We start from the raw sequence: 19836 nt of genomic DNA, 5'->3' as shown, positions 1-19836 counted from the left end.
TCAAATGAACAAGGCGACCCAAATGAGTCGCCTTGTCTACTATCTCAAATTGAAGATGGATCCTGCTCCATCAACTGTGCTCGCTAAATGCGAGACAGAATGAGTGAAACGTTTTGGCCGCCGAAGCCTGCGTTGTTCGACATGACAGTCTTGATCGAGGCATCTCGGGCTGCGTTTGGAACGTAGTCGAGATCGCAGTCTGGGTCTGGATATTCGTAGTTGATGGTCGGCGGAATCAGGCCATCGTGAATTGCCTTCAGGCCGAAGATCGCTTCCAGCCCCCCACACGCTGCCACGAGATGTCCTGTCATGCTCTTGGTGCTTGACATTGGAATCTTGTAAGCGTGCTCGCCAAGTGACGATTTCACAGCGGACGTTTCTGTGCGGTCGTTAGCACCAGTGCTGGTTCCGTGTGCGTTGATGTACTCGATCTGCTCTGCGTTGATCTTCGCATCCTTCAGGGCGATGTTCATTGCTCGAGTCATTCCGTTTCCATCGGGTGGAATATCTGTGATGCGGTACGCATCGCAGGAAACGCCATAACCCAGGACTTCGCCGTAGATTTTTGCGCCACGCTTTTTCGCGTGTTCATATTCTTCCAAGAGCAGCATCGCTGCACCTTCACCCATAACGAACCCATCTCGCTCTTTATCGAACGGGCGTGAAGCAGCCTGAGGATTATCATTGCGGGTCGAAAGTGCGGTTAGCAGGCAGAAACCTGTTACGCCATATGGATGAATCATGCTGTGGGCTCCGCCGACGATCATCAGGTCGGCAGAGTTATTGCGGATGAATTCGGTTCCTTCACCAATGGCTTGTGCAGAAGCGGCACAAGCGGTCAGGCAGTTTGCATTCGGGCCTGCTGCGTTGAACATCCCCGCGATGCGTGCAGCCAGCATGTTTGGCTCCTGGTACCGCTCGACTTCACCGTTCAGTCGCTTGATTGCGAGTTGGGTGAAAGCTTCCATGTCGAATGATTCCGAAGGCTGAGTCGACTCGGAAACCATATTCATGAACACGTCGAAATTCTGAGAACCTTCGCCGGAGCCCATGTAAACCCCGAAGCGGGATGGATCCGGGAGTGAATTGTAGTCCAGTCCCGAGTCGCTCATTGCCTGGGCAGCAGCAGCGATTCCGAACCGGACATTGGCTCCGGCAGGTGCCAACGAGTCGGCGACGTCCTTGGAAACCCATTTTGTCAGTTCAAAATTTCGAACTTCAGCTGCGATCTGAGTCGGAAACTCAGAAGCGTCAAACTTGCTGATGAGATTAACGCCGGATTTTCCTTCGCGGACAGCGTTCCATGTAGCCGTAATATCGTGCCCAACTGGAGAAACACATCCCACACCTGTGACCACAACACGTCGACGCATCTTTGACTCACTTGAAAAAAGGCTGTTTCAATCATGCAATCGAAAGTTGATTCAGATTGCAGGTTTGAACTGGTTTCCTGTCACTCGATTCCGAAGAGAATGTTCACATCGCATGACGCCCGCGGCTCTCGCCGAGGTCCAGCAAAAAGACCCCTCTTATTGCTGAGATGAAATGGGAACAAACTGTCTGTCTTCACTTCGTTTCGGAATCGATCCCTCCACGGCAATATCATAAGTAATTTGGGCTTTTCAGACTTCCCCAATTTCAAAGTTCTTGACAATCTGATCAAGGAGCTTTGATGTAGTGGTTTGTGCTGATGGGAACGCCTACGCCCGGACCGCCACTCGTTATCAATCGGCGATTGAGAAGTCGGCCGTTCAATTCAGCACTCACGGACCGCCCGATTCGAGCCAGATTCGCTGTTAAATACAGGAGGTCTTGCCTGGTTTTACAGTTGCAACTTGGGGAGCTTGGGGTGATAGGCGAGATTGTGCGGGTCTGTGTCCGGATAGTCCATTCTAGACTTGCACCGAACTTGGTCATTTCGAAAAAACGACGTAACACGAACATGTGTTACGTCGTTTTTTGTATGGAAATTGTCGAACCAAGCCGGATGGAGGCGATTCAACCATGAATCGATAGGTCAAATCGCCGCCAACATCCCAGTCCTTATTCAGCTCGAAGCTAGCGGGAACCAGGACGCATGCCGCCACTTGTTCCGCTTGTTCCACTGGAACCTCGCGAAGATGATGATCCGCTTCGACCGGGGGCCATGCCGCTGCTGCCTCGCATTTGCATTGCATTGCGAGGTCCTTGATTTCTGGCAGAGCCTGACCGGCTGGAGCCGGACCTTGCTGAACCTCGCCCTTCACCGAGAAGGTCCATTGTAGTCTGATCACTCCCGTCTTCGAGGGTTTCTTCCTTCAAGTCTTCGTACAGTTCCGCCTGTGCTTTCATGTACGACTTCTGCTGAGAGTATTCTGCCGAGTTCATCACTGGATTGATCGCGCTCAATTGGCGATTCGCCGATGAAATCAGGACTTTAGGAGCGGTGGTGATGCGACCCATCGATCCGACAGGTAACTTGATGTTCATCCCAGAGCCTTTCTCGTGGAAACTTTCTTCCAGTCGGATTGGCTCCAGCGTGTCCACGAGATAGTCAGTCGATTTGAACTCGTATTTGGCTTTCTCGTTCTTGAACTTGGCAGGGTCGATGACGTTTGTCATCACTTCCTGAACCAACTGCTGCCCAAAACGGATTTCCAACATCGCATTCACAAATGTGCCGTACTTCTGTGCCCATTCGAAAACGTCGAAGCTGGCAGTTGGAAGAACACGACTGTTTTGTTCTCTGACGTCTGTGAGGAAGTACTTGACGTCCTGATCGACAGTGACAGGCGTTGTGATGTCACTCCAAGGTGTCAAACGGGTTTCCCCTTCCACAACGTGACTTTCACCGCCTGCTTCGGCAATTCGTTTCCCGTAATTTGGATTTGCCAGTTCAAATCGAACTCGGTAGCGGTAGGTCTTGCCGGGTTCGACATTGAAGTCTAAATAACGGAACAGCAGGAGTTCTCCCTCTGCACGAACACGCGATTCAATCCACTTTCGGATACGTTCTTTTTCTTCGCTCTCGTTCGTTGCACCTTTCGCCATGTCGTTAATCAACGCTTGCATGACATCTGTCTGGCCACCAGGCTGACGTGGATTTCTGTTCGCACCGGGACGGGTCGATGTTCCGGACATTCCGGAAGCACTGGGCATACTCATGCCGCTCATCCCCATGCCACCCATACCGCCGCCCGTCTGATACATTCCTCCACCAAACATGTCCTGATTCAATTGTCGCGAGTCGATCACATTTTTCGCGAATCCTCCGCGCTTGACGACAGCGGAGTCCATCTCTTTTTGTTGTTTCACAACTTCATTCAAAAGCTTTTGTTGCATCTCGGTTTCAAGAGCAGCGTCCTCTGGACTCAGTGTGAATTTTTCGATCTTGGGGTGAGTTGCCTGTCTGTTCCAGACTCCGGAGATACGGGCTGGAAGCGGCATTGTGATGACAGCGTTGGTGATCATCGGGTTGACGACTTCAGCATCGAATCCGTCGACTTTGTTCAGGATGTCTTCCGCCACCTTCATGTCGACTGGTTCCCATGGACCTGACCATGGATCGCTGCCAGGCTGGGCTGTCTGTCGCTCCAACTGGAAATCGCGAATGTCGAAGAACATCGCTGCATAGTTGAAGGATTTGTTGATCGCTTCTGCGTATCGTGTAATTTGTTCGCGCAACGGGAAGACTGCTCGAACGGAGACGAAGTGGTGTCCTTCCCCTTTGATTTCAGGCATCGACATGGTGTCCATGCCTGACATCATGCCGTCCATCCCAAGAAGTTCTTCCGCAGAAGCACCGCGGCTCGAGCCTCCTCGTGTGTTTGAACGCGCGTTACCACGTCCAGAATTTGCAGAACTTTGCCCACTTCGGCCACCCGCTGTCGGACGTCCGGCTGATGGGCTTGGCATCATTCCTGAAGTTGGTCGCGAGGTGCCTGACATTGGGCGACCTCCCGATCCCATGCCTGGACGTGCTCCGAGCATGGCGCCATATGAACGGTCCATACCCATTCCCATGCCACCGGAGAGATCGCTCTTTCGGCGAAGGTCGTCTGGCAGATGACTGTCGTCTTCTTCAAGCGGCAACGGTGTCCCATCAGGCGCGACTCCGTTCATCATCGGATCCATTAAGTCGAGAGTTGGATCGTAGATGTGCAGGAATACACGGGACTGACTGGCGATCAATTCTTGGGGAGCACTGAGGACAGGTTCCCGAACAGGTTCGTTTCCACCCCAGGGAGAAGAAACGAGCTTCCCGTTTGATTCGACATCACCCGGGCTGTATTCCTTACGAAGGCGTTCGTAGACAAGGTTCGCAGGAGCATCTTCCTTGGCAATTGAGAACTTCTCTTTCTCTTCTTCAGGCCAAGTATTGGCGGCAAGTGCCTTCTTGCCACTGGCAACTTTCTCACGAATCTGTCGCGGGGTCCCTTCATAGGCTGACCAGTTCGCGGTCGCGATTGCTCCGAGAACGATCAGGGCAAAGAGGCCGAATACCCCTTTTTCGATATGCTCTGCAGCGAGTTTCTTTATGTTCATCTTTGCCATTGCTGCACCTTGTAATTACTAAGATCCAGTACTCTGGAATTCGGACCAGGTTCGCAGAAACAAGTCACTCAAGTGGAGAGTTCGCCTCTGCATCTTCAGCTGGCTCTGTCGCGGGCACTTTCTCTGTCGATTCTGTTCCCGCATCCTCTTCGGCAGTCGGAACCTCATCAGTTCCCTCACTGTCGGCTGGTTCTACCGGTAAAGCTTCTTCAGCAGGGAGTGTTGTGTCGAGTTCCATTTCGGATGGAGTCGTCTCGGCTTCGTTCAACTCTTCTACTGCGGACCCATCCTCATCAATGGTATCCGAAGATTCCGAACTTGTATCATCTTCTTCAGAAGTTGTGGCTTCTTCGTCGGTAATTGCAGGTGTTGATGCTGCTTCCTCTTTCGCCTTTTTGCGGGCTTCAATCGCTTCCATGATCGTTTTGGGTTCACGGAACATTGTGATGATGCCAGCAATGTCGAGGCGAACGAGATCTGGATGATCGAGCGAATTGATCGCAAATTCGGGCATCGTGCCGTCGTAATAGTTGATGATGGTCGACTGACCTGCGTCCCCACCCATGCCCCCTCGAGTCATTCCGGACATGCCAGACATTCCCGACATCCCGGAGGAAGAGCGACTTCCACGAGTTGTGCCGCCGGTGGATCCACCACGACGGCCTCCTCCCATGCCCCCGCCTAACGGTGACATGCCACTGCCGCCGCTCATTCCGCGACCCGACCCTGACATCCCCAGACCCATGCCTAATCCCATTCCGGAAGAGCCCATGCCGCCGCTTCCGCCGAGGCCGAGTTCTTCTCGCTTATAAGGATTTTCACCGACCTGGAATCGTCGAATCTGAACAGGCCAGTCCGAGTTAGCAAGTGCGACGATGAAGTCTGGGATCTTCGATTGCTGAATGATCACCGAGAGGTAGAAACCTCGCTCGAGGAAAGGGGCTTCTTCTGTCTCTGCGATGTATCGCATTGGTGGTACAGCTTCAGCACCTGCGTCAGACATTCCCATCATGGCGCTTCCCATGCCGCTCTCATCCATCCCGCCCCCTTCAAGAGCTGGGCCGAATTCTTCTTCGGGCAGGAACTCAATATCAGTAGGAAACTCGACTGCAGCTCCCCCTGAGCCTCCCCGCCCCATCGGTCCTCCCATCCCCGACATGGCTCCCATCATTTCTTCGCCTGTTCCACCGGCGTCTTTGGTGACCGGCTCGCCGGTTCCTCCCACGAGTTCGAGGATGTCGAGGCGACGGACCACTGCTTCGGAAATGGACTCTTTACCTGAGTTGATTTTGACAATGGCATCAAGAAGGATCTCGGTCAGCCAGATATCAATCTGAGCATCCCACATCTCTTGCGAGGTGATTCCCAACCGGCCGAAACTGGCATGAGGAAGCATCGCAGACAGAATCACTTTTTGATTTGCTGTCGAGGTGATTGGACGAGCGAGTGGACCAACGGCCATTGTTGTGCCGCCGGGGCGCATTCCGCTGCCCATCCCGAATCCTGACCCGAGACCTCCGGGAGACATCCCTCCTCCGAAGGTTGATCCGGGTGACATTCCGCTGCCGAAAGAACTGCCGGGTCGCATCCCGCCCATGCTTCCACCGGGTCGCATTCCGCTGCCGCTGGACATTCCGCCGAAACCCATTCCCTGATCGACAGGTTCAACCGGTTGAACACGTGCCTGCAGTTTGCGAATCAGCTCGGGATAGATCCCTGTATAAATGAACGGGACCTGTTGGTCGAAAGACCCCATGAATTCAGCAGGAACTCGACTTGCAACCTGTGTCGGCCAGACCATTCTTTCTTTTTGCTTTTCCCACATGGCGACGATCTCGCTGTCCACCGATTCCTCGAGGAACGAGTTGATCGTCTCAATGTTCTTGACGAACTGGGCGTTCGGCTCATTGCCAGAAGAGATGGCTTTCAGCTTGTCGTCAATCGCCTTTTCGCGGGCTTCAGTTGCTGAAACCAATGAGCTGTTCGAGATGTAATACCCCGCCAGGATCATTGGAATCACCAGTCCGGAGAGAATCCAGAATTGATTTCGAATCAATGGTTGCAGCTTGTCCATGGCTTACTGCTTTCAAAATCTTATCAGTCTGATGAATTCCCTGATTCAGGGAGTCCGGGGCGTGAGTGAGTCGTTGGGGAGTTCAATCACGTTGAATGTAAAACAAAAAACTGGAGACGAGACTGCTTATTCGGAATCAGAATCGTCTGAATCACTTTCGGCCGCCGCTGCTGCCTCAGCCGCTTCAGCTGCTGCTTCTTCTGCCGTTTTGCGTTCAGCTTGCGGGATGTATTTGAATGCAAACTGAATCACAAAATCGGTTCTGATGAGTTCTTTCGTGTTCGCCGGGTCGAAGGACTGCTGACCATTGGCGCCCATTCCGCCAAGACTCGTCCCTGGGTTGAGCGGATTGACTCCACCCCCCAGTGGGAAGCTTCCCCCCTGTAGCCCCGGCTGAAAACCATCGCGACTCTGGCCAGAACTTGGTCCCATTCCCGGTCGACCCGGCGTCCCAGTGACCGGATCAGTCGGGATGATTCGAGCAGCGGTCGCACTTTCACGCTCTTGTGGGTTGTACATGACCGGAGTCTGTGAGTGGTCAACAATCGTGGCGTGCGAGATTCCCATTCTCGCTACATCGCGAATCGGAAATCCGGGTTGCTCGACCTGAAACTTCTGAAGGTTCTTCAGGAAGTGATTGATCACATAGAGAACACCCTGTTCTTCAGGGTTATTGGGATTGTGGTGGTAGTGGGATCCTCTCAGCGTGACAATATAGCCTGCTTCAGAGGGACCAGCTTCCTTCTCCACGACCGTCATGTGGTCTTTGCTAACCTGAGTTAACGCATCGTACCACGGAGCTAAATCGCTCATCCGCTCCGCGGAAAACTGGCTGATGGAAATCTGGTTCTTGCTGGCAATGTCGTCAGCTGCCACTTCAGTCTCGCCGACTTCGCGAGGCAAGCATTCGATGATTGCGTTGTAGAGCTCAATCCAGCTGATATCTCGCCGATTCAGTGTGAGCGAATCCAACTTCTCCTTGATGCTCGTGTTGTTTGCCACTGCCGCATCATAGCTACTCTTGAATCCGCCGACTTCGGCTGCGAAAGAGTCAGCATCTTTTTCAGCATCAACGAATCCCGGTGCCGCGACGACGCTGTAGGAACGAGCATTGGCTGCTGTTGCCAATGACAGTCCAGCGAGCAGGGACGCTGCTGTGGCAACTGCCCAGGGTTTCTTTTTGCGGATGCGACGAGCCGCAGTGATCTCTGGAGGGAGAAGCGACGTGCGGATGCGAGTCTGGTTCAGTCCTTGCAGCGCCAGGCCGTATGGGACTGCGAAGCTCAGGACGTTTTCGGAGAAGAGCGGTGAATTCAGAACCGCATCCCCAGACAGTCGCTGGAATGAGTCTGGGCGGTCGACTTCGTATTGCAGGTTTTGTTGCAGGAACTTTTGCAGCCCTGCCAGTTTAAATCCATTCCCGAATCCAATGACTTTCGAGATTTTCGCTGAACGATTGACGCTGGAGAAGTAGCCAATTGAACGCTGAATTTCTGAGACGTAGTCATTAAACACAGGTCGAAGTGCCTGGAACACAGCGCGTGGATCAGGCGATTTCGTCGCGTTGCATTTTAAGTGCTCTGCTTTTGCGAAGCTGAGCTTCATCTCTTTGGTCAGTGCTCGGGTGAAATGATTTCCCCCGATTGAGACGCTTCGAATCCAGATTTTGAATCCATTGGAAGCGACCATCGTCGTGCTGTCGCACCCCATGTCCAATGCGATGACATACTCATCGGACGGCTCTTGGGTGCTGTTTCTGCGGATGCCGAGGGTGTCTACGCTCAGCATGTTGTAGAGGTTCAGCGGTTCGATCTGAATGAGATCGACTTCGACCTTGGCAGCATTGTAAGGGCGGAGTTGCTGGTAGATCTGATCTTTCTTCATCGCGAAGAGACCGACTTCAGCGTCGAGAAGGAATCCACTCTCTTCAGCTCCAGCCCCCAGTGGCTGATAATCCCAGATCACGTCTTCAAGGGCGAAAGGGATCTGCTGACGAGCTTCGTATTTCACAATCTCGTGAAGCTTGCTTGCCTCGACAGGAGGAAGCTGAATGAAGCGGGCGAGAGCAGATTTTCCTGCCACGCTGATGGAGACGGAATCCCCTTTGAGGCTGTTGCGGCCGAGGAATGTCTCCATCGCGGATGCAACAATTTCGTCAGGGATCGCGTCCGGCTGACTCAGAATTTTGGGGTACTGAATGTAATCAAAGGCTTCTGCAACAATCTGGTCACCGTCAGCGATGTGTCGGATCTTAATTGCCTTAAGAGCAGACTGACCGATGTCAATCCCCCAGGATGCACGATTATCCGCCATTGACTTCACCTTCTGATTACGACGACTTCACGGTCAAAACTGATGTTTGACGAAATGTCTCAAGATGGTCGCAAAGAAACATACTGAAGTGATGATGATTTTTCAGTTTACGAAACGTCTATAGTATTCGCAAATCGGTCGAGATGAGTGATGGGGCAGTTTTCACGTCTATTTTAAAAATGCGAACGCGCGAGTGCGCTGATGGAATGATTGGCAGGCGTGAACAACTACTATTCTTTGACGCAGATCATCGAATTGCTAGTTCCAAATTTCTCAAAAAATTGCAGGAATGCGGCTATTCTTGCAGTGTTGTCAGGTGCTGAGCAATGTGTGAGTGAGCTTGCTATTCGCTTTTAGTTGTTTTTGTGATACGACTTCCGTCATTGTTGTGGAAGTCGGACCATCGGTTCCACGCGTAGGTCCATTCCATCCACAATCTCAGCAAGCTCCACAAAATCCGCATTTGCGACAGCTGTTCGGTGTTGAGTTGTGAGTTTTCGCGGACAGAAGTCTCCGTGGCTGCTTTCAGGCCCCATTTCTGGGCGAGTGCCTGGCATAATCCGTCTGCAGAGAGGTCAATCGGGCTGTCCTCAACGAGTCCGCCTGCTGCTTCCACAGTCGCGAAAAGGTCGAAGAGCTCTGAGCGTGCCGGGTCCATTTCGATCGGGCGTTTTGCTTCTTCGCAGTTCTTGAGGATTGCGTCGACCTGCTCGAGGATGGATATACGAAATTCTGTGTGGTTCTGTTGTTGTGACACGATAGCTCTCGGGGGTGCAACCCCGTCCCTCGCAGTGGTGACCCGGTTTTGATCCTGAAATCTGGGTCGTGTAATGGTCTTCAATTCTTGACAAAAGACTAACCGAGGTGGTCGCGGAACGGAACTAATCCCAAGGGGTACGATCAATCAAGCCCGGCGGGAGTTTGCGGAATGTAGAAACGTTTGCTAAATTTAGCGGTCTGCCCGATGCGATATGAGACTCGGTGCAGTGGTGAAACATCCTCATTCGGGAACGTTTGAAGGGTTTGGTTGTGAAATCTCCGGACCGTTTTTACCCCCGGTGACTCGTCATTGATTTCAATCCGTGATTGCTCTAGACTCCAGTTTGACCGGATCACGGATATCGTACAATTTCGGCTGTAAGGCCTTGCAGTTTAGGCGGTTAAGATGGGAATTGACAAAAGTTTGAAGGTTGGGAGCCGCCTCGGTCGGTCCCGCAACGTGCTCAACCGAGACGAGCGTATCGAAAAATTGAAGGCTGACGATCGTTGGGTCGACGGGCAAAGCCCATTAGGTCTTCCTAAAGTTCGCGTTCAGAAGCTGGTAGTCGCGAAGAAGAAGAAGAAAGAGGAAGAAGAAACCAAAGAAAAAGGCAAGAAGGGCAAGAAGTAGCCCTCTCTGGCTGGTTTCCTCAGTCGTATTACGGTTGGATGGCTTGTCATCCAACCGTTTTTTTATGCCCACTGCGGTGTAACAGACGGAAACGTAGGCTGTTTTCTTCGCGCACGTTCCATGCTGGTGTCGTAGGGATGAAGGCCGTCGAGGCGGCGTTACGGTTCACGGTCGATTTTTCAGCCTCGGCCAATTATCCAGGCGGCCGTTACTTTTGGGCACTGAGCAAGTCTTGAGTCGCCTGGAGTTCGTTGGCGATTCCGTCTGCCAATGTTTCGTAAGAGTGCTCTGGAAGGACCCCCCAAGTGTAGGTTTCCACTTCGAGGTGTGGGGCGTACTCAAGTTTCGCAACAGCTGCGATCGCCTCTTTCAGGTCGCTGCGAGTTGTGGAGAGTTTGCCGAATTCTTCTTGATGGACCGGGACATGAAAGTGAACTCGCCACGATTCAGCGAGTGCGAATTCCCCGGTCGGTTGCGAGCAGATTTCTGTGGTCAGGTCCGAAATGTGCGTGATTGCCCCAGTTTGGCTACGTGCAAACGTTTGGTGCAGGTAACGCTGCTCGACAAAGTTGGCGAGTTGTGTTCGGGCTTCGATATTGTCCGCTGGGCGATCGACATGAATGGCGCACGTGAGGTGGACCTTGTTGATGCGTATTCCTGCAGAAGCGATCTGGCTGATCGAGGTCGATTGGTCTTCGTATTCAACAGCTTGATGGCACACATCGTAGCAAATCCCGAGGTGTCGTTGGGCGATTTCAAGCTGGTGCCGATCTTCCGCAATCGAGTAGAGGTGCCGGAAGAATTCGACTGCCTCTGCGGTTGTTTCTAATTCACAATACGGTTCGGGTTCGATTGCCAATCTGACAACTTGTCCGGTTTCGTCATGAATCTGGTCGAACGCTTCTGCGACGGCAAGAAGCTGATCAATACACGCGGCTGAAAATCCAGCAGGATGTTGAAACGGCTTGAACCCGAGTGGAACAGTGGACAGGCTTCCTTCGACACCTACGGGCATCAGTTCTGTGAGCACCTTCGCGCAGGCAACGGTATAATCACGCCTTTCAGCAGTCGTCCAATCGGGGAGGTAGACGTTTTCTTTCACCCGTGCGCTGTGAAAGTTTCCATACGGGAATGTATTCAGCGTGAAACAGGTGAGATCCCCCTCGGCCAGAGTGTCACGGAGTCGTTGAATTCCGGCGGGATCGCGTTGGATTTCATCGATGACAGGCGCTGCGAGCCAGAGTCCAGCACCGATTTTCCATCCGAGCTTCTTCCGAGCCGAGAACGTGTGCGTTTTCAGCCCGAGGATTACATCGTCAACCGACAATCCCGGGTGAACGTTCGTGCAATAGCTGAGCGGAAGAGTGCTGAGTGACATGGCGAGATCTACTTGGCGTTGCGTCGAGGGCGATTTGCGATTGGTTTCTCGGTCTAAAATAGCGAAGTGAGAATCTTTCTGCAGCTTGACGTTGTGAGTCAGGGGGATCGCCCGGTTCGTGTCAATTGTCTGGACGGAAAACGCCATTTGCTTCGACGTTGGTAGTTCGGCTATTGTATGAATATCGAAATTCCGCCGAAACCTGCGGGCAAGTAGTGGGTTTCAAGAGTTGAGCAAGGATCTGCTCCGTAACTTCAAGATATTGAGCATAGTGTCCACGACCAGCGCTGGTTCAACAACATATTTGCGCGATCCCGATGTGCAGCTTATGCTGCGGGTCAGGGAAGGGGATGATGTTGCTTTTGGTCAGTTAGTCTCGAAGTATCAAGATCGCTTAATCGGCGTTTTTTCAAGTATGTTCGGAGATTCCGCTCTGGCGGAAGACCTGGCTCAGGAAGTGTTCCTGAGGATTTATCGTTCCCGACAAGGTTACGAGGCCACGGCCAAGTTTTCGACCTGGCTCTTTCAGATCGCAAGTAATCTGGCGAGTAATTCGCGCCGTACAAAGGGCCGCAAGAAGGAAGTGCAGTTCAGTGCTTCAAATTCCGGTTCGCAGCCAGTCGCTGTTGGGGAAGTGCTCGTGCCAGACAAATCTGCACTCATGCCTGCCCGGCAGTTCGATGCGGATGAAATGCGAGCGTGTGTCATGGAAGCACTCGAGACATTGAATGAGCGTCAGCGGATGGCTGTACTGCTTCATAAGTTTGAAGAGATGAGCTATGCGGACATCGGAGCTGTGATGGACATGAGTCCGCAAGCTGTGAAGTCGTTACTATCCCGGGCTCGTGAGAATTTGCGGGTAGTTCTCGAAAAATACATCACATAACTGATTAGAAACACGAACGGTTCAGCGTCCGAATCTTCGTTGAGGACTGTGTTGAGGGGGCGATTGGTTTCAGTGTTTACGAACAAACCGACCGTCCGTTTTGGCGATTGTCATGGATAAACTTTCCAGACTGACAGCAGAAGATCGTGATAATCTCACCGCCTATCTGGACGGTGAGTTGGACGAGAATTCTACGCGCCGAATCGAGTCCATTTTGACGAGTAGTTCGGTCGCGAGGAACGACGTTGAGATTTTGGCGAGAACCTACGATCTGCTGGATCTGCTTCCTAAGCCCAAAGGTGGAACAGAGTTCACTGAACGAACGATGTCGACCGTGAAGCAGGAGTCGGTTCGCAAACCGATCTCGGAACACAAGTGGTTCGGGACGGTGCGGACAGCGGGAATTCTGCTGGGAATCACACTGGCATTTCTGATCAGCTCATCTGTTGGATTCCTGCTGACGAACCAGATCTTTGCCCGTTCGGATGATTTGTTGCTCGACCAATATCCGCTGATTCAGAATCTTGACTCCTATCAGAAAGTTCACAGCGTCGAGTTTCTGAACGAATTAGCGGCACAACGGCAGCTTCTTGAGCAAATCAGAGGAGCGAGCACACCATGACCCGCAAATACTGGCTTTTAAGTGTTCTGGCGTGTTTTGCGTTTGCCGTCGGCGTCACCCCGTTCCTTGTTCAGGGGAATCAGCAGCTACGTGAAACTCGAGAAGAGAACGCGTTTCGGGTTTCCAAACTTTCCGAGTCGCAACTATCGCGTCTGAAACGGAACGAAACATTCTACCGCAATGCGACGGCAGATGAGCGAAGTAATTTTCAAAACATTCATGCAGCGTTGGAAAAGGACCGTCAGACCCCGTCGCAAGAACTCATCCACGCGATGGAAAGTTACGATGCCTGGTTGAACACGATCAACCCCTATCAGCGTGAGCAGCTCGATAAGACGCGCGATCCGAAGGAACGGATTGCTTTGATGACCGAGATCCTGAAAGGGCAGCCGGAACGGGTGGCCCGCAGGAATATGAGGTTTGCGGGTCCGGGTGGAGATCGAGCGCAATGGGAACCTCCGCCCAGTCTGGACGCTACGTCGTTGGCAGCGGTGATGCAGGCCGTTCAGCAGGCTGCCGATCCGCGACTGACCGCTGAGATGCGAGCAGAGCTGGATCAGCTGCATGGGCTTTCGAAATACGTTCGACTGTTAAAAATCCTGAAAGCGAACGGGAACGGGCTGACTCCCAAGCCACTGATGGAAGCTCCTCCTGTTGAATTCCAGCAGGTTGCTCGGGAGGTTCAGAACACGATTTCAGATGAGCGCCTGCGAAAGTTCATTTCCGATGGCCTTCCGCCTGTGGAAGGAGCGCCTGCATTCCCGGGGCCGCCGGAACACCGTTTGGTGCTTCTTGTTTCGCAGTCATTGTTCACTGATCTTCATCATCAGCGCCGGGCTGCGATGAAACGCCCTGAGACCGCGAAGCTGCAGAAGTTTCTGGATGAACTTCCTGGAGATCAGCAGTTCGAACTTCTTGCACTTGATTCCTCAGACTTTCTGACTGACCTGCAGGCCATTTATTTCGACAAAAACGGAGTAAACTCGCTCCCCTCTGCAGAAGAGATCATCGAGATCTTTTTCGGGGCGAACGCGTTCAGAAGAGGTTCGGGAAATCGATGGCGCCCAGAGGGTGGACCGGGTGACCGGCCTCCGTTTAGCCCGGGCGATGGACGGGGTGGGCGTCCTTCGAGAACTCCTCCACCGGACGCACCTGGCTCGTTTGGAATTCCGCCAGCGAGAACTCCATCTTCTGAATCATCTGACTTATAAGATCATTGGACTCATGAATCCTGTGTCACATTCTCTGCTTGTGAAAGATGTTGCAAAGTCGTTTTCAACCGTGAGCGGGGACCTTTCTATTCTGACGGCAGTGAATCTGGAGCTGAAATCTGGAGACGCAGTCGCAATCACAGGGCCCAGTGGTTCTGGAAAAAGCACGTTGCTTTACATCATTGGCCTACTCGACACGTTGACGAGTGGTTCGGTCGAAATCAACGGGCAAAATCCTCTGATACTGAATGCAGTGAAGCAGGCACATTTCAGAAGCGAGCAAATTGGATTCGTCTTTCAGGATCACCATCTCCTCCCGCAGTGTACCGTTCTGGAGAATGTGGTCTTGCCTGCCTTGGCCACTGGAGGCATCGGAGCGGAACAGGAGCAACGGGCCAAAAATCTTCTCGAACGGGTTGGCTTGGCTCACCGAATGGATCACGTCCCATCGCAACTTTCGGGGGGCGAACGTCAACGGGCCGCTGTGTGCCGGGCATTAATTAATCAGCCAGCTCTACTTCTGGCTGACGAGCCGACTGGCAATCTCGACCGGAAATCCGCAGATGCCGTCGGGGCGTTGCTCCTCGAAATTGCACAAGAGCAGCAGGCAATTCTTGTTTGCGTGACTCACAGTCAGGAACTCGCGCAGCGAATGCCCAAACGTTACGAGTTGCAGGATGGAAGACTGGTTTGATGCGAGTTCAATCATGTTAAAAAGAAAAGGCGGTCGACTCACAAGTTCGACCGCCTTTTCTTTTTAGTTCTTCAGGAGAGCAGTTCATTCACCACTTGTGCGTTTTCGACGCCAGTGAGCTTCTGATCGAGCCCCTGGAATCTGTAGGTAAAGCGGGAATGGTCGATCCCCATGCAATGCAGGATTGTCGCATTGATGTCGTTGACGTTGACCGGATTCTCAACAACGTTGTAGCTGAAATCATCGGTTTCGCCGTAAGTGATTCCCCCTTTGATTCCGCCCCCCGCCAACCACATCGTGAAGTTACGAGGATGGTGGTCTCGTCCGTACACGTCTTTGGTGAGTGTCCCCTGTGAGTACACTGTGCGACCGAATTCACCACCCCAGACGACGAGTGTCGATTCCAGCAGGCCACGTTGTTTCAAGTCTTGAATCAATCCGCCGCAAGCGTGATCAGTGTCGGAGCACTGTGCTGAAATATCATTCGGAAGATTGAAGTGCTGATCCCATCCTCGGTGTAGGATCTGCACACACCGCACTCCGCGTTCTACGAGTCGTCTCGCCATTAAAGCACTGGAGGCGAACGTTCCGGGTTGAAGCACTTCAGGGCCGTAGAGTGCAAGTGTCGATTCGGATTCTCCATGCAGGTCTGTCAGTTCCGGAACGCTGCTTTGCATGCGGAACGCCATTTCGTACTGAGCGATTCGCGTGGCAGTTTCTGGATCGCCGTAACGTTCGAGGTTGCGGCGGTTGAGTTGCCCCAGCGCATCGAGCATACGACGTCGGTCGTTCGAAGTGACTCCACCGGGGTTTTGCAGGTAGAGGACAGGGTCTCCGACACTCCGCAACGCGACTCCGGAATAGCTGCTGGGAAGAAACCCGCTCGACCACATCCGGGTGAACAGTGCCTGTGCCCCCGCTGACGAGGTCCACCGGGGAGTGAACACAACAAACGAAGGAAGATCGTTGCTTTCACTTCCGAGTCCATAGCTGAGCCAGGAGCCAAGCGAAGGTTTGCCTGGGATTTCGCTCCCAGTCATCACGAACGTACACGCGGGATCGTGGTTAATCGCATTCGTGTGAACGGACTTCACGACCGCAATGTCATCGACAACTTTCGCGGTGTGGGGGAGAAGTTCACTGACCCATCGTCCGCATTCTCCGTGTTGCGCAAAATTGTACTTTGACGGAGCGACTGGAAGCCTGCTTTGCCCGCTTGTCATCGTTGTGATGCGCTGGCCTTTTCGAACGCTATCCGGCAGGTCTTTGTCGAAGTGCTCATGAAGCTGGGGTTTGTAATCCAGCAAATCGATCTGAGAGGGACCGCCATTCATGTGCAGGTAGATAATCGATTTTGCTTTGGGAGCAAAGTTCGGGAATCCCGGTAGCGCCGGGAAGACCGCGGATGTGCTGGATTCCGCCTTGGCGATCGACGTCGATGTCGCCATCGCTGCCAGTGATAGCCCTCCGAGTCGAACGCCAGTTCTTCCGAAGAACTGGCGACGATTCATCTCATTCTGAAATTCGAAGAATGGATTCATGATTCCCTCAGACAGCAGCGATTACAGGAGTGGATGTCAGGATCTCGATGGAAAAACTGCCCTCGCTAATTGCGATTGACGGTCTCGTCGAGATTGAGGATCAGGTTGCTGATGAGTGTGTAAGCAGCGAGTTCTTTAGGATCGAGATCTTGCGGCACAGGGGATTCTCCGACTGCAATCAGCTTCTGGGCTGCTTCTTCGTCGTTGCTGAACCGCTCGATATTTCCCTGCAGTTCCTGCTCGAGAATTTGAAGTTCCGAGACCTCGATGTCACGTACGAGGACCAGTTTCCAAGCGAATGACAAGCGTTCCTGCGGGGCTGGTCCTCCTTCTCTCAGAATGCGGGAAGCCATTGATCTTGCTGCTTCCACATGCTGAATATCATTGAGAAGCTGTAATGCCTGAAGAGGCGTGTTGGAACGTTCGCGTCGAGGGCAGGCCTGCTCGCGGTTTGGAGCATCGAAATTCGAAAGGAACGGAGGAGGAGCCGTTCGTTTCAGGAACGCGTACACGCTGCGACGATAGAGTTTGTCGCCGTGATCCTGGAAGTAGAAACGCGTGTTGCTGTCTTCGTATCCTACTGGCTCCCAGATATTCGCCGGTTGATAAAACTTCACTCCGGGTCCGCCGAGTTGCAGGTTGATCAGCCCTGAGACCAGCAGTGCATTGTCGCGGATCTGTTCGGCGTCGAGTCGGAGTCTCGCTCCGCGACCGAGTAAGCGGTTTTTTGGATCGACTTCAAGCATTTGTGAATTCACCGCAGACTGTTGTCGGAAGGTCGCAGAGTTCACAATCAAGCGCACGAGACCGTCCGTCTTCCACTTATTGGTGCGGTACCAGACTGCGAGCCAGTCGAGTAGTTCGGGATGGCTCGGCGGGGCTCCCTGAGCACCAAAGTCGGAGGCTGTCTCGACGAGACCAATTCCGAAGAACTGCTGCCAATGACGATTCACTGCCACACGGGCGGTGAGGGGATGGCTGTCGGCCATCAACCACTTGGCCAGATCCAAACGATTAGCTAGTCCATCTACTTGAAGCGCCGGGAGCACTGCGGGGGTACTGGGAGACACAGCGTCGCCGGGCTGATTGTACTGCCCGCGCGTCATGACGTGTGATTGCCGCGGTGTATCCAGTTCTTTGTAAATGAAAGTTCCGGGGATCTGATCCTGCAGCGTCTTGAGTGCTGCTTCAGCCTGCGAAAGCTGCAATTGATGTTCTGCGAGTTCGGTCGTGATGGGCCGAGCGATGTGAGTCAGGAAGTATCGCAGCAGTGCCTCACGCTGTTCGGCGGTCACTTCTTGTTCAGGACCAGCTTTCAGGATTTCGGTCAGTTCTCCCGGAATCCCGGGGGTCGCTTTGTCCTTTCGTTGGGACCACCATGCGTGGAACGAGGCTCGAGGATCAACGTGCGGCTGGCGAACTCCAGAGAAAGTGATGAGGTCCCAGAGGATTGCTCCTTCTACCTGCATGAGGGAGAAGCGATCGATCGCGACTCCTGCATTCCATTTTAGCTGTTCTGCGGTCACTTCAAGCTGGGTCCATTCACCGGGCGTCGGAATCGGGCCGGCATGGAAACGCTGTGGACTTCCGACCTCTCCCGATCCAAGGAGCTGTGGATTTCCCCAAATGGCAGCTCGAATTCCTTCCGATGTTGCGAATTCAATCATGATCGATTTCGGCGGGGCATCGGCATCAGGGCGCACCCAGACGGAGATCTTTCCATTTTCCGGCATCACAATTGGCACACCGAAATTCTCGAAGTGGTCGTAGTAGTTTTCACCAGCAAATTGAGAGAGAGAACGAAGCCCTGAAGCGGATGGAATCTGCGAAGCATGGGTCCAGGTCAGAGGATCTCGTTTCTTGGTGCGAGCACTTGTGTGTAATGGAAGCAGGTCATCAAGAAGAACTTCGGTGACCTCGACTGCTTCTGGAATAGCACTCTCGGTTCCGACTGTCGATGTGTGCGGGTCGAGGTATTCCATCGTCGCTGTGAATGCCCGATGTTTGTCGATTGCTGCCTGATGAGCTGCTCTCAACTCTTCGATTTTCTGATCCTGCTCGGGAGTTGAAAGGGAGAGAAACGGATGTGTGTTCCGAATGTTGCCATCCATAGCAGGGTCAGAATTGCTGTAGAAGAATGCGTACAAAGAGTAAAACTCTTTTGCGCTGATTGGGTCGAACTTGTGGTCGTGACACACGGCACAACCTGCGGTTAATCCCATCCAGTTTTCAACCGTGGTGCTCGCTCGATCGACGGCATAACGGAACAGAAGTTCTTCATCGATCGACCCCCCTTCAGCCGTGGTGACGTTGCAGCGATTGAAACCTGTCGCGATGAGCTGCTCTTTCGTCGGATTGGGGAGCAGATCTCCCGCAAGCTGCTCGATCGTAAACTGGTCAAATGGCATTTTGCTGTTGAACGCTTCAATGACCCAGTCGCGATAGGCCCACATCTCGCGTTCGTTGTCGAGATGAAGTCCGTGCGTGTCAGCGTAGCGCGCGAGATCCAGCCAATGTCGAGCCATCTCTTCGCCGTACTGAGGAGATGAGAGATATCGCTCGACCATTTTTTCGTAGGCATCCGCAGACTGGTCATCAAGAAATCGTCGAACTTCCGCGGGAGCGGGGGGGAGTCCAGTCAATGCGAATGAGACACGTCGGATTAGCGTGGGGCGGTCCGCTTCTGGCTGCGGAGTGAGGCCCTTTTCTTCTAACTTGGCGAGGATGAACCGATCGATGTCGTTCTTCACCCACGCTTCGTTCTGGACCGCTGGGACTTCACCAGCGACGGGTGGTTCGAAGGCCCAGTGCTTTTGATAAGCCGCACCTTGTTCAATCCATTTGCGAATGACTTCTTTATCGGCATCACTGAGTGCTGCATGAAAAGAGGTTGGAGGCATGACCTGTTCAGGATCTGACGAGTTGATCCGTTCCCAGATCAGGCTGGCCGCGAGGTCATGCGGTTTGACTGCAACGGTTCCATTACGCTCAGCGTATGCTCCATCAGCGATATCCAAACGCAGATCAGCCTGTCTGGATTTTGCGTCGAACCCGTGGCAGGCAAAGCAGTTTGCAGACAGAATCGGACGAACATGCTGATTGAAATCAATCGTGTCATCGGCGTTGGCGTGCAGAGACGAAACCAGGCAAAACGCAGCGATGGCAAGCAGGTGGCGTGAGATCATCGGGACGGC

Annotated in this window: 13 protein-coding genes; 5 read left to right on the top strand and 8 right to left on the bottom strand. The window is 53.1% G+C overall.

The genetic code is table 11. The features are described from left to right. Window positions 1-83: 83 nt before the first annotated feature. The 5 genes from SH668x_RS17570 to SH668x_RS17550 form a co-directional block, all read right to left on the bottom strand. The gene (locus tag SH668x_RS17570) at window positions 84-1373 is read right to left on the bottom strand and encodes a beta-ketoacyl-[acyl-carrier-protein] synthase family protein (RefSeq protein ID WP_437186365.1); all 1290 of its coding nucleotides are present in this window, start codon (window positions 1371-1373) and stop codon (window positions 84-86) included. Window positions 1374-2058: 685 nt separating this feature from the next. Continuing rightward, window positions 2059-4524: a hypothetical protein gene (locus tag SH668x_RS17565; protein WP_437186364.1), complete on the bottom strand. Its 2466-nt coding sequence runs from the start codon at window positions 4522-4524 to the stop codon at window positions 2059-2061. Window positions 4525-4597: 73 nt separating this feature from the next. Continuing rightward, entirely contained in the window at window positions 4598-6607 is a 2010-nt protein-coding gene (locus tag SH668x_RS17560) for a hypothetical protein (RefSeq protein WP_437186363.1), read from the bottom strand. Window positions 6608-6733: 126 nt separating this feature from the next. Continuing rightward, window positions 6734-8920, bottom strand: a complete 2187-nt coding sequence (gene pilM / locus SH668x_RS17555) for a type IV pilus assembly protein PilM (RefSeq protein ID WP_437186362.1) — start codon at window positions 8918-8920, stop codon at window positions 6734-6736. Between the two features lie 343 nt (window positions 8921-9263). Continuing rightward, window positions 9264-9677 (bottom strand): hypothetical protein, encoded by a 414-nt coding sequence (locus SH668x_RS17550; RefSeq protein ID WP_437186361.1) that lies wholly within the window; start codon window positions 9675-9677, stop codon window positions 9264-9266. Window positions 9678-10085: 408 nt separating this feature from the next. On the opposite strand from SH668x_RS17550, the gene SH668x_RS17545 reads away from it, so the two are divergent. Beyond that, window positions 10086-10310 (top strand): small basic protein, encoded by a 225-nt coding sequence (locus SH668x_RS17545; RefSeq protein ID WP_437186360.1) that lies wholly within the window; start codon window positions 10086-10088, stop codon window positions 10308-10310. Between the two features lie 208 nt (window positions 10311-10518). Here SH668x_RS17545 and eboE read toward each other — a convergent pair whose 3' ends face one another. Further along, window positions 10519-11688: a metabolite traffic protein EboE gene (eboE, locus tag SH668x_RS17540; RefSeq protein WP_437186359.1), complete on the bottom strand. Its 1170-nt coding sequence runs from the start codon at window positions 11686-11688 to the stop codon at window positions 10519-10521. Between the two features lie 271 nt (window positions 11689-11959). On the opposite strand from eboE, the gene SH668x_RS17535 reads away from it, so the two are divergent. From SH668x_RS17535 to SH668x_RS17520, 4 genes are all read left to right on the top strand, one after another. Beyond that, window positions 11960-12574: an RNA polymerase sigma factor gene (locus tag SH668x_RS17535; protein ID WP_437186358.1), complete on the top strand. Its 615-nt coding sequence runs from the start codon at window positions 11960-11962 to the stop codon at window positions 12572-12574. 112 nt (window positions 12575-12686) lie between these two features. Further along, complete coding sequence (locus SH668x_RS17530; RefSeq protein WP_437186357.1) at window positions 12687-13196, top strand: anti-sigma factor family protein; 510 nt, start codon at window positions 12687-12689, stop codon at window positions 13194-13196. Then, on the top strand, window positions 13193-14407 hold the full coding sequence (locus SH668x_RS17525) for a hypothetical protein (protein ID WP_437186356.1): 1215 nt from the start codon (window positions 13193-13195) through the stop codon (window positions 14405-14407). The genes SH668x_RS17530 and SH668x_RS17525 overlap by 4 nt, the downstream gene beginning before the upstream one ends. Window positions 14408-14420: 13 nt before the next feature. Then, window positions 14421-15101, top strand: coding sequence for an ABC transporter ATP-binding protein (locus tag SH668x_RS17520; protein WP_437186355.1), 681 nt, complete (start codon window positions 14421-14423; stop codon window positions 15099-15101). A gap of 71 nt (window positions 15102-15172) precedes the next feature. Here the strand turns inward: SH668x_RS17520 and SH668x_RS17515 are convergent, their stop codons facing one another. Together SH668x_RS17515 and SH668x_RS17510 are read right to left on the bottom strand one after the other, a co-directional pair. Beyond that, window positions 15173-16642, bottom strand: a complete 1470-nt coding sequence (locus tag SH668x_RS17515) for a DUF1501 domain-containing protein (protein ID WP_437186354.1) — start codon at window positions 16640-16642, stop codon at window positions 15173-15175. A gap of 65 nt (window positions 16643-16707) precedes the next feature. Further along, window positions 16708-19827 (bottom strand): DUF1553 domain-containing protein, encoded by a 3120-nt coding sequence (locus tag SH668x_RS17510; protein WP_437186353.1) that lies wholly within the window; start codon window positions 19825-19827, stop codon window positions 16708-16710. Between the last annotated feature and the right edge of the window lie 9 nt (window positions 19828-19836).

Origin of the sequence: Planctomicrobium mucosum (genome assembly GCF_051466335.1) — a bacterium.
Lineage (GTDB): Bacteria > Planctomycetota > Planctomycetia > Planctomycetales > Planctomycetaceae > Planctomicrobium.
The sequence above is the reverse complement of the archived record's forward strand: the minus strand, read 5'-3'. Positions and strand labels throughout refer to the sequence as shown.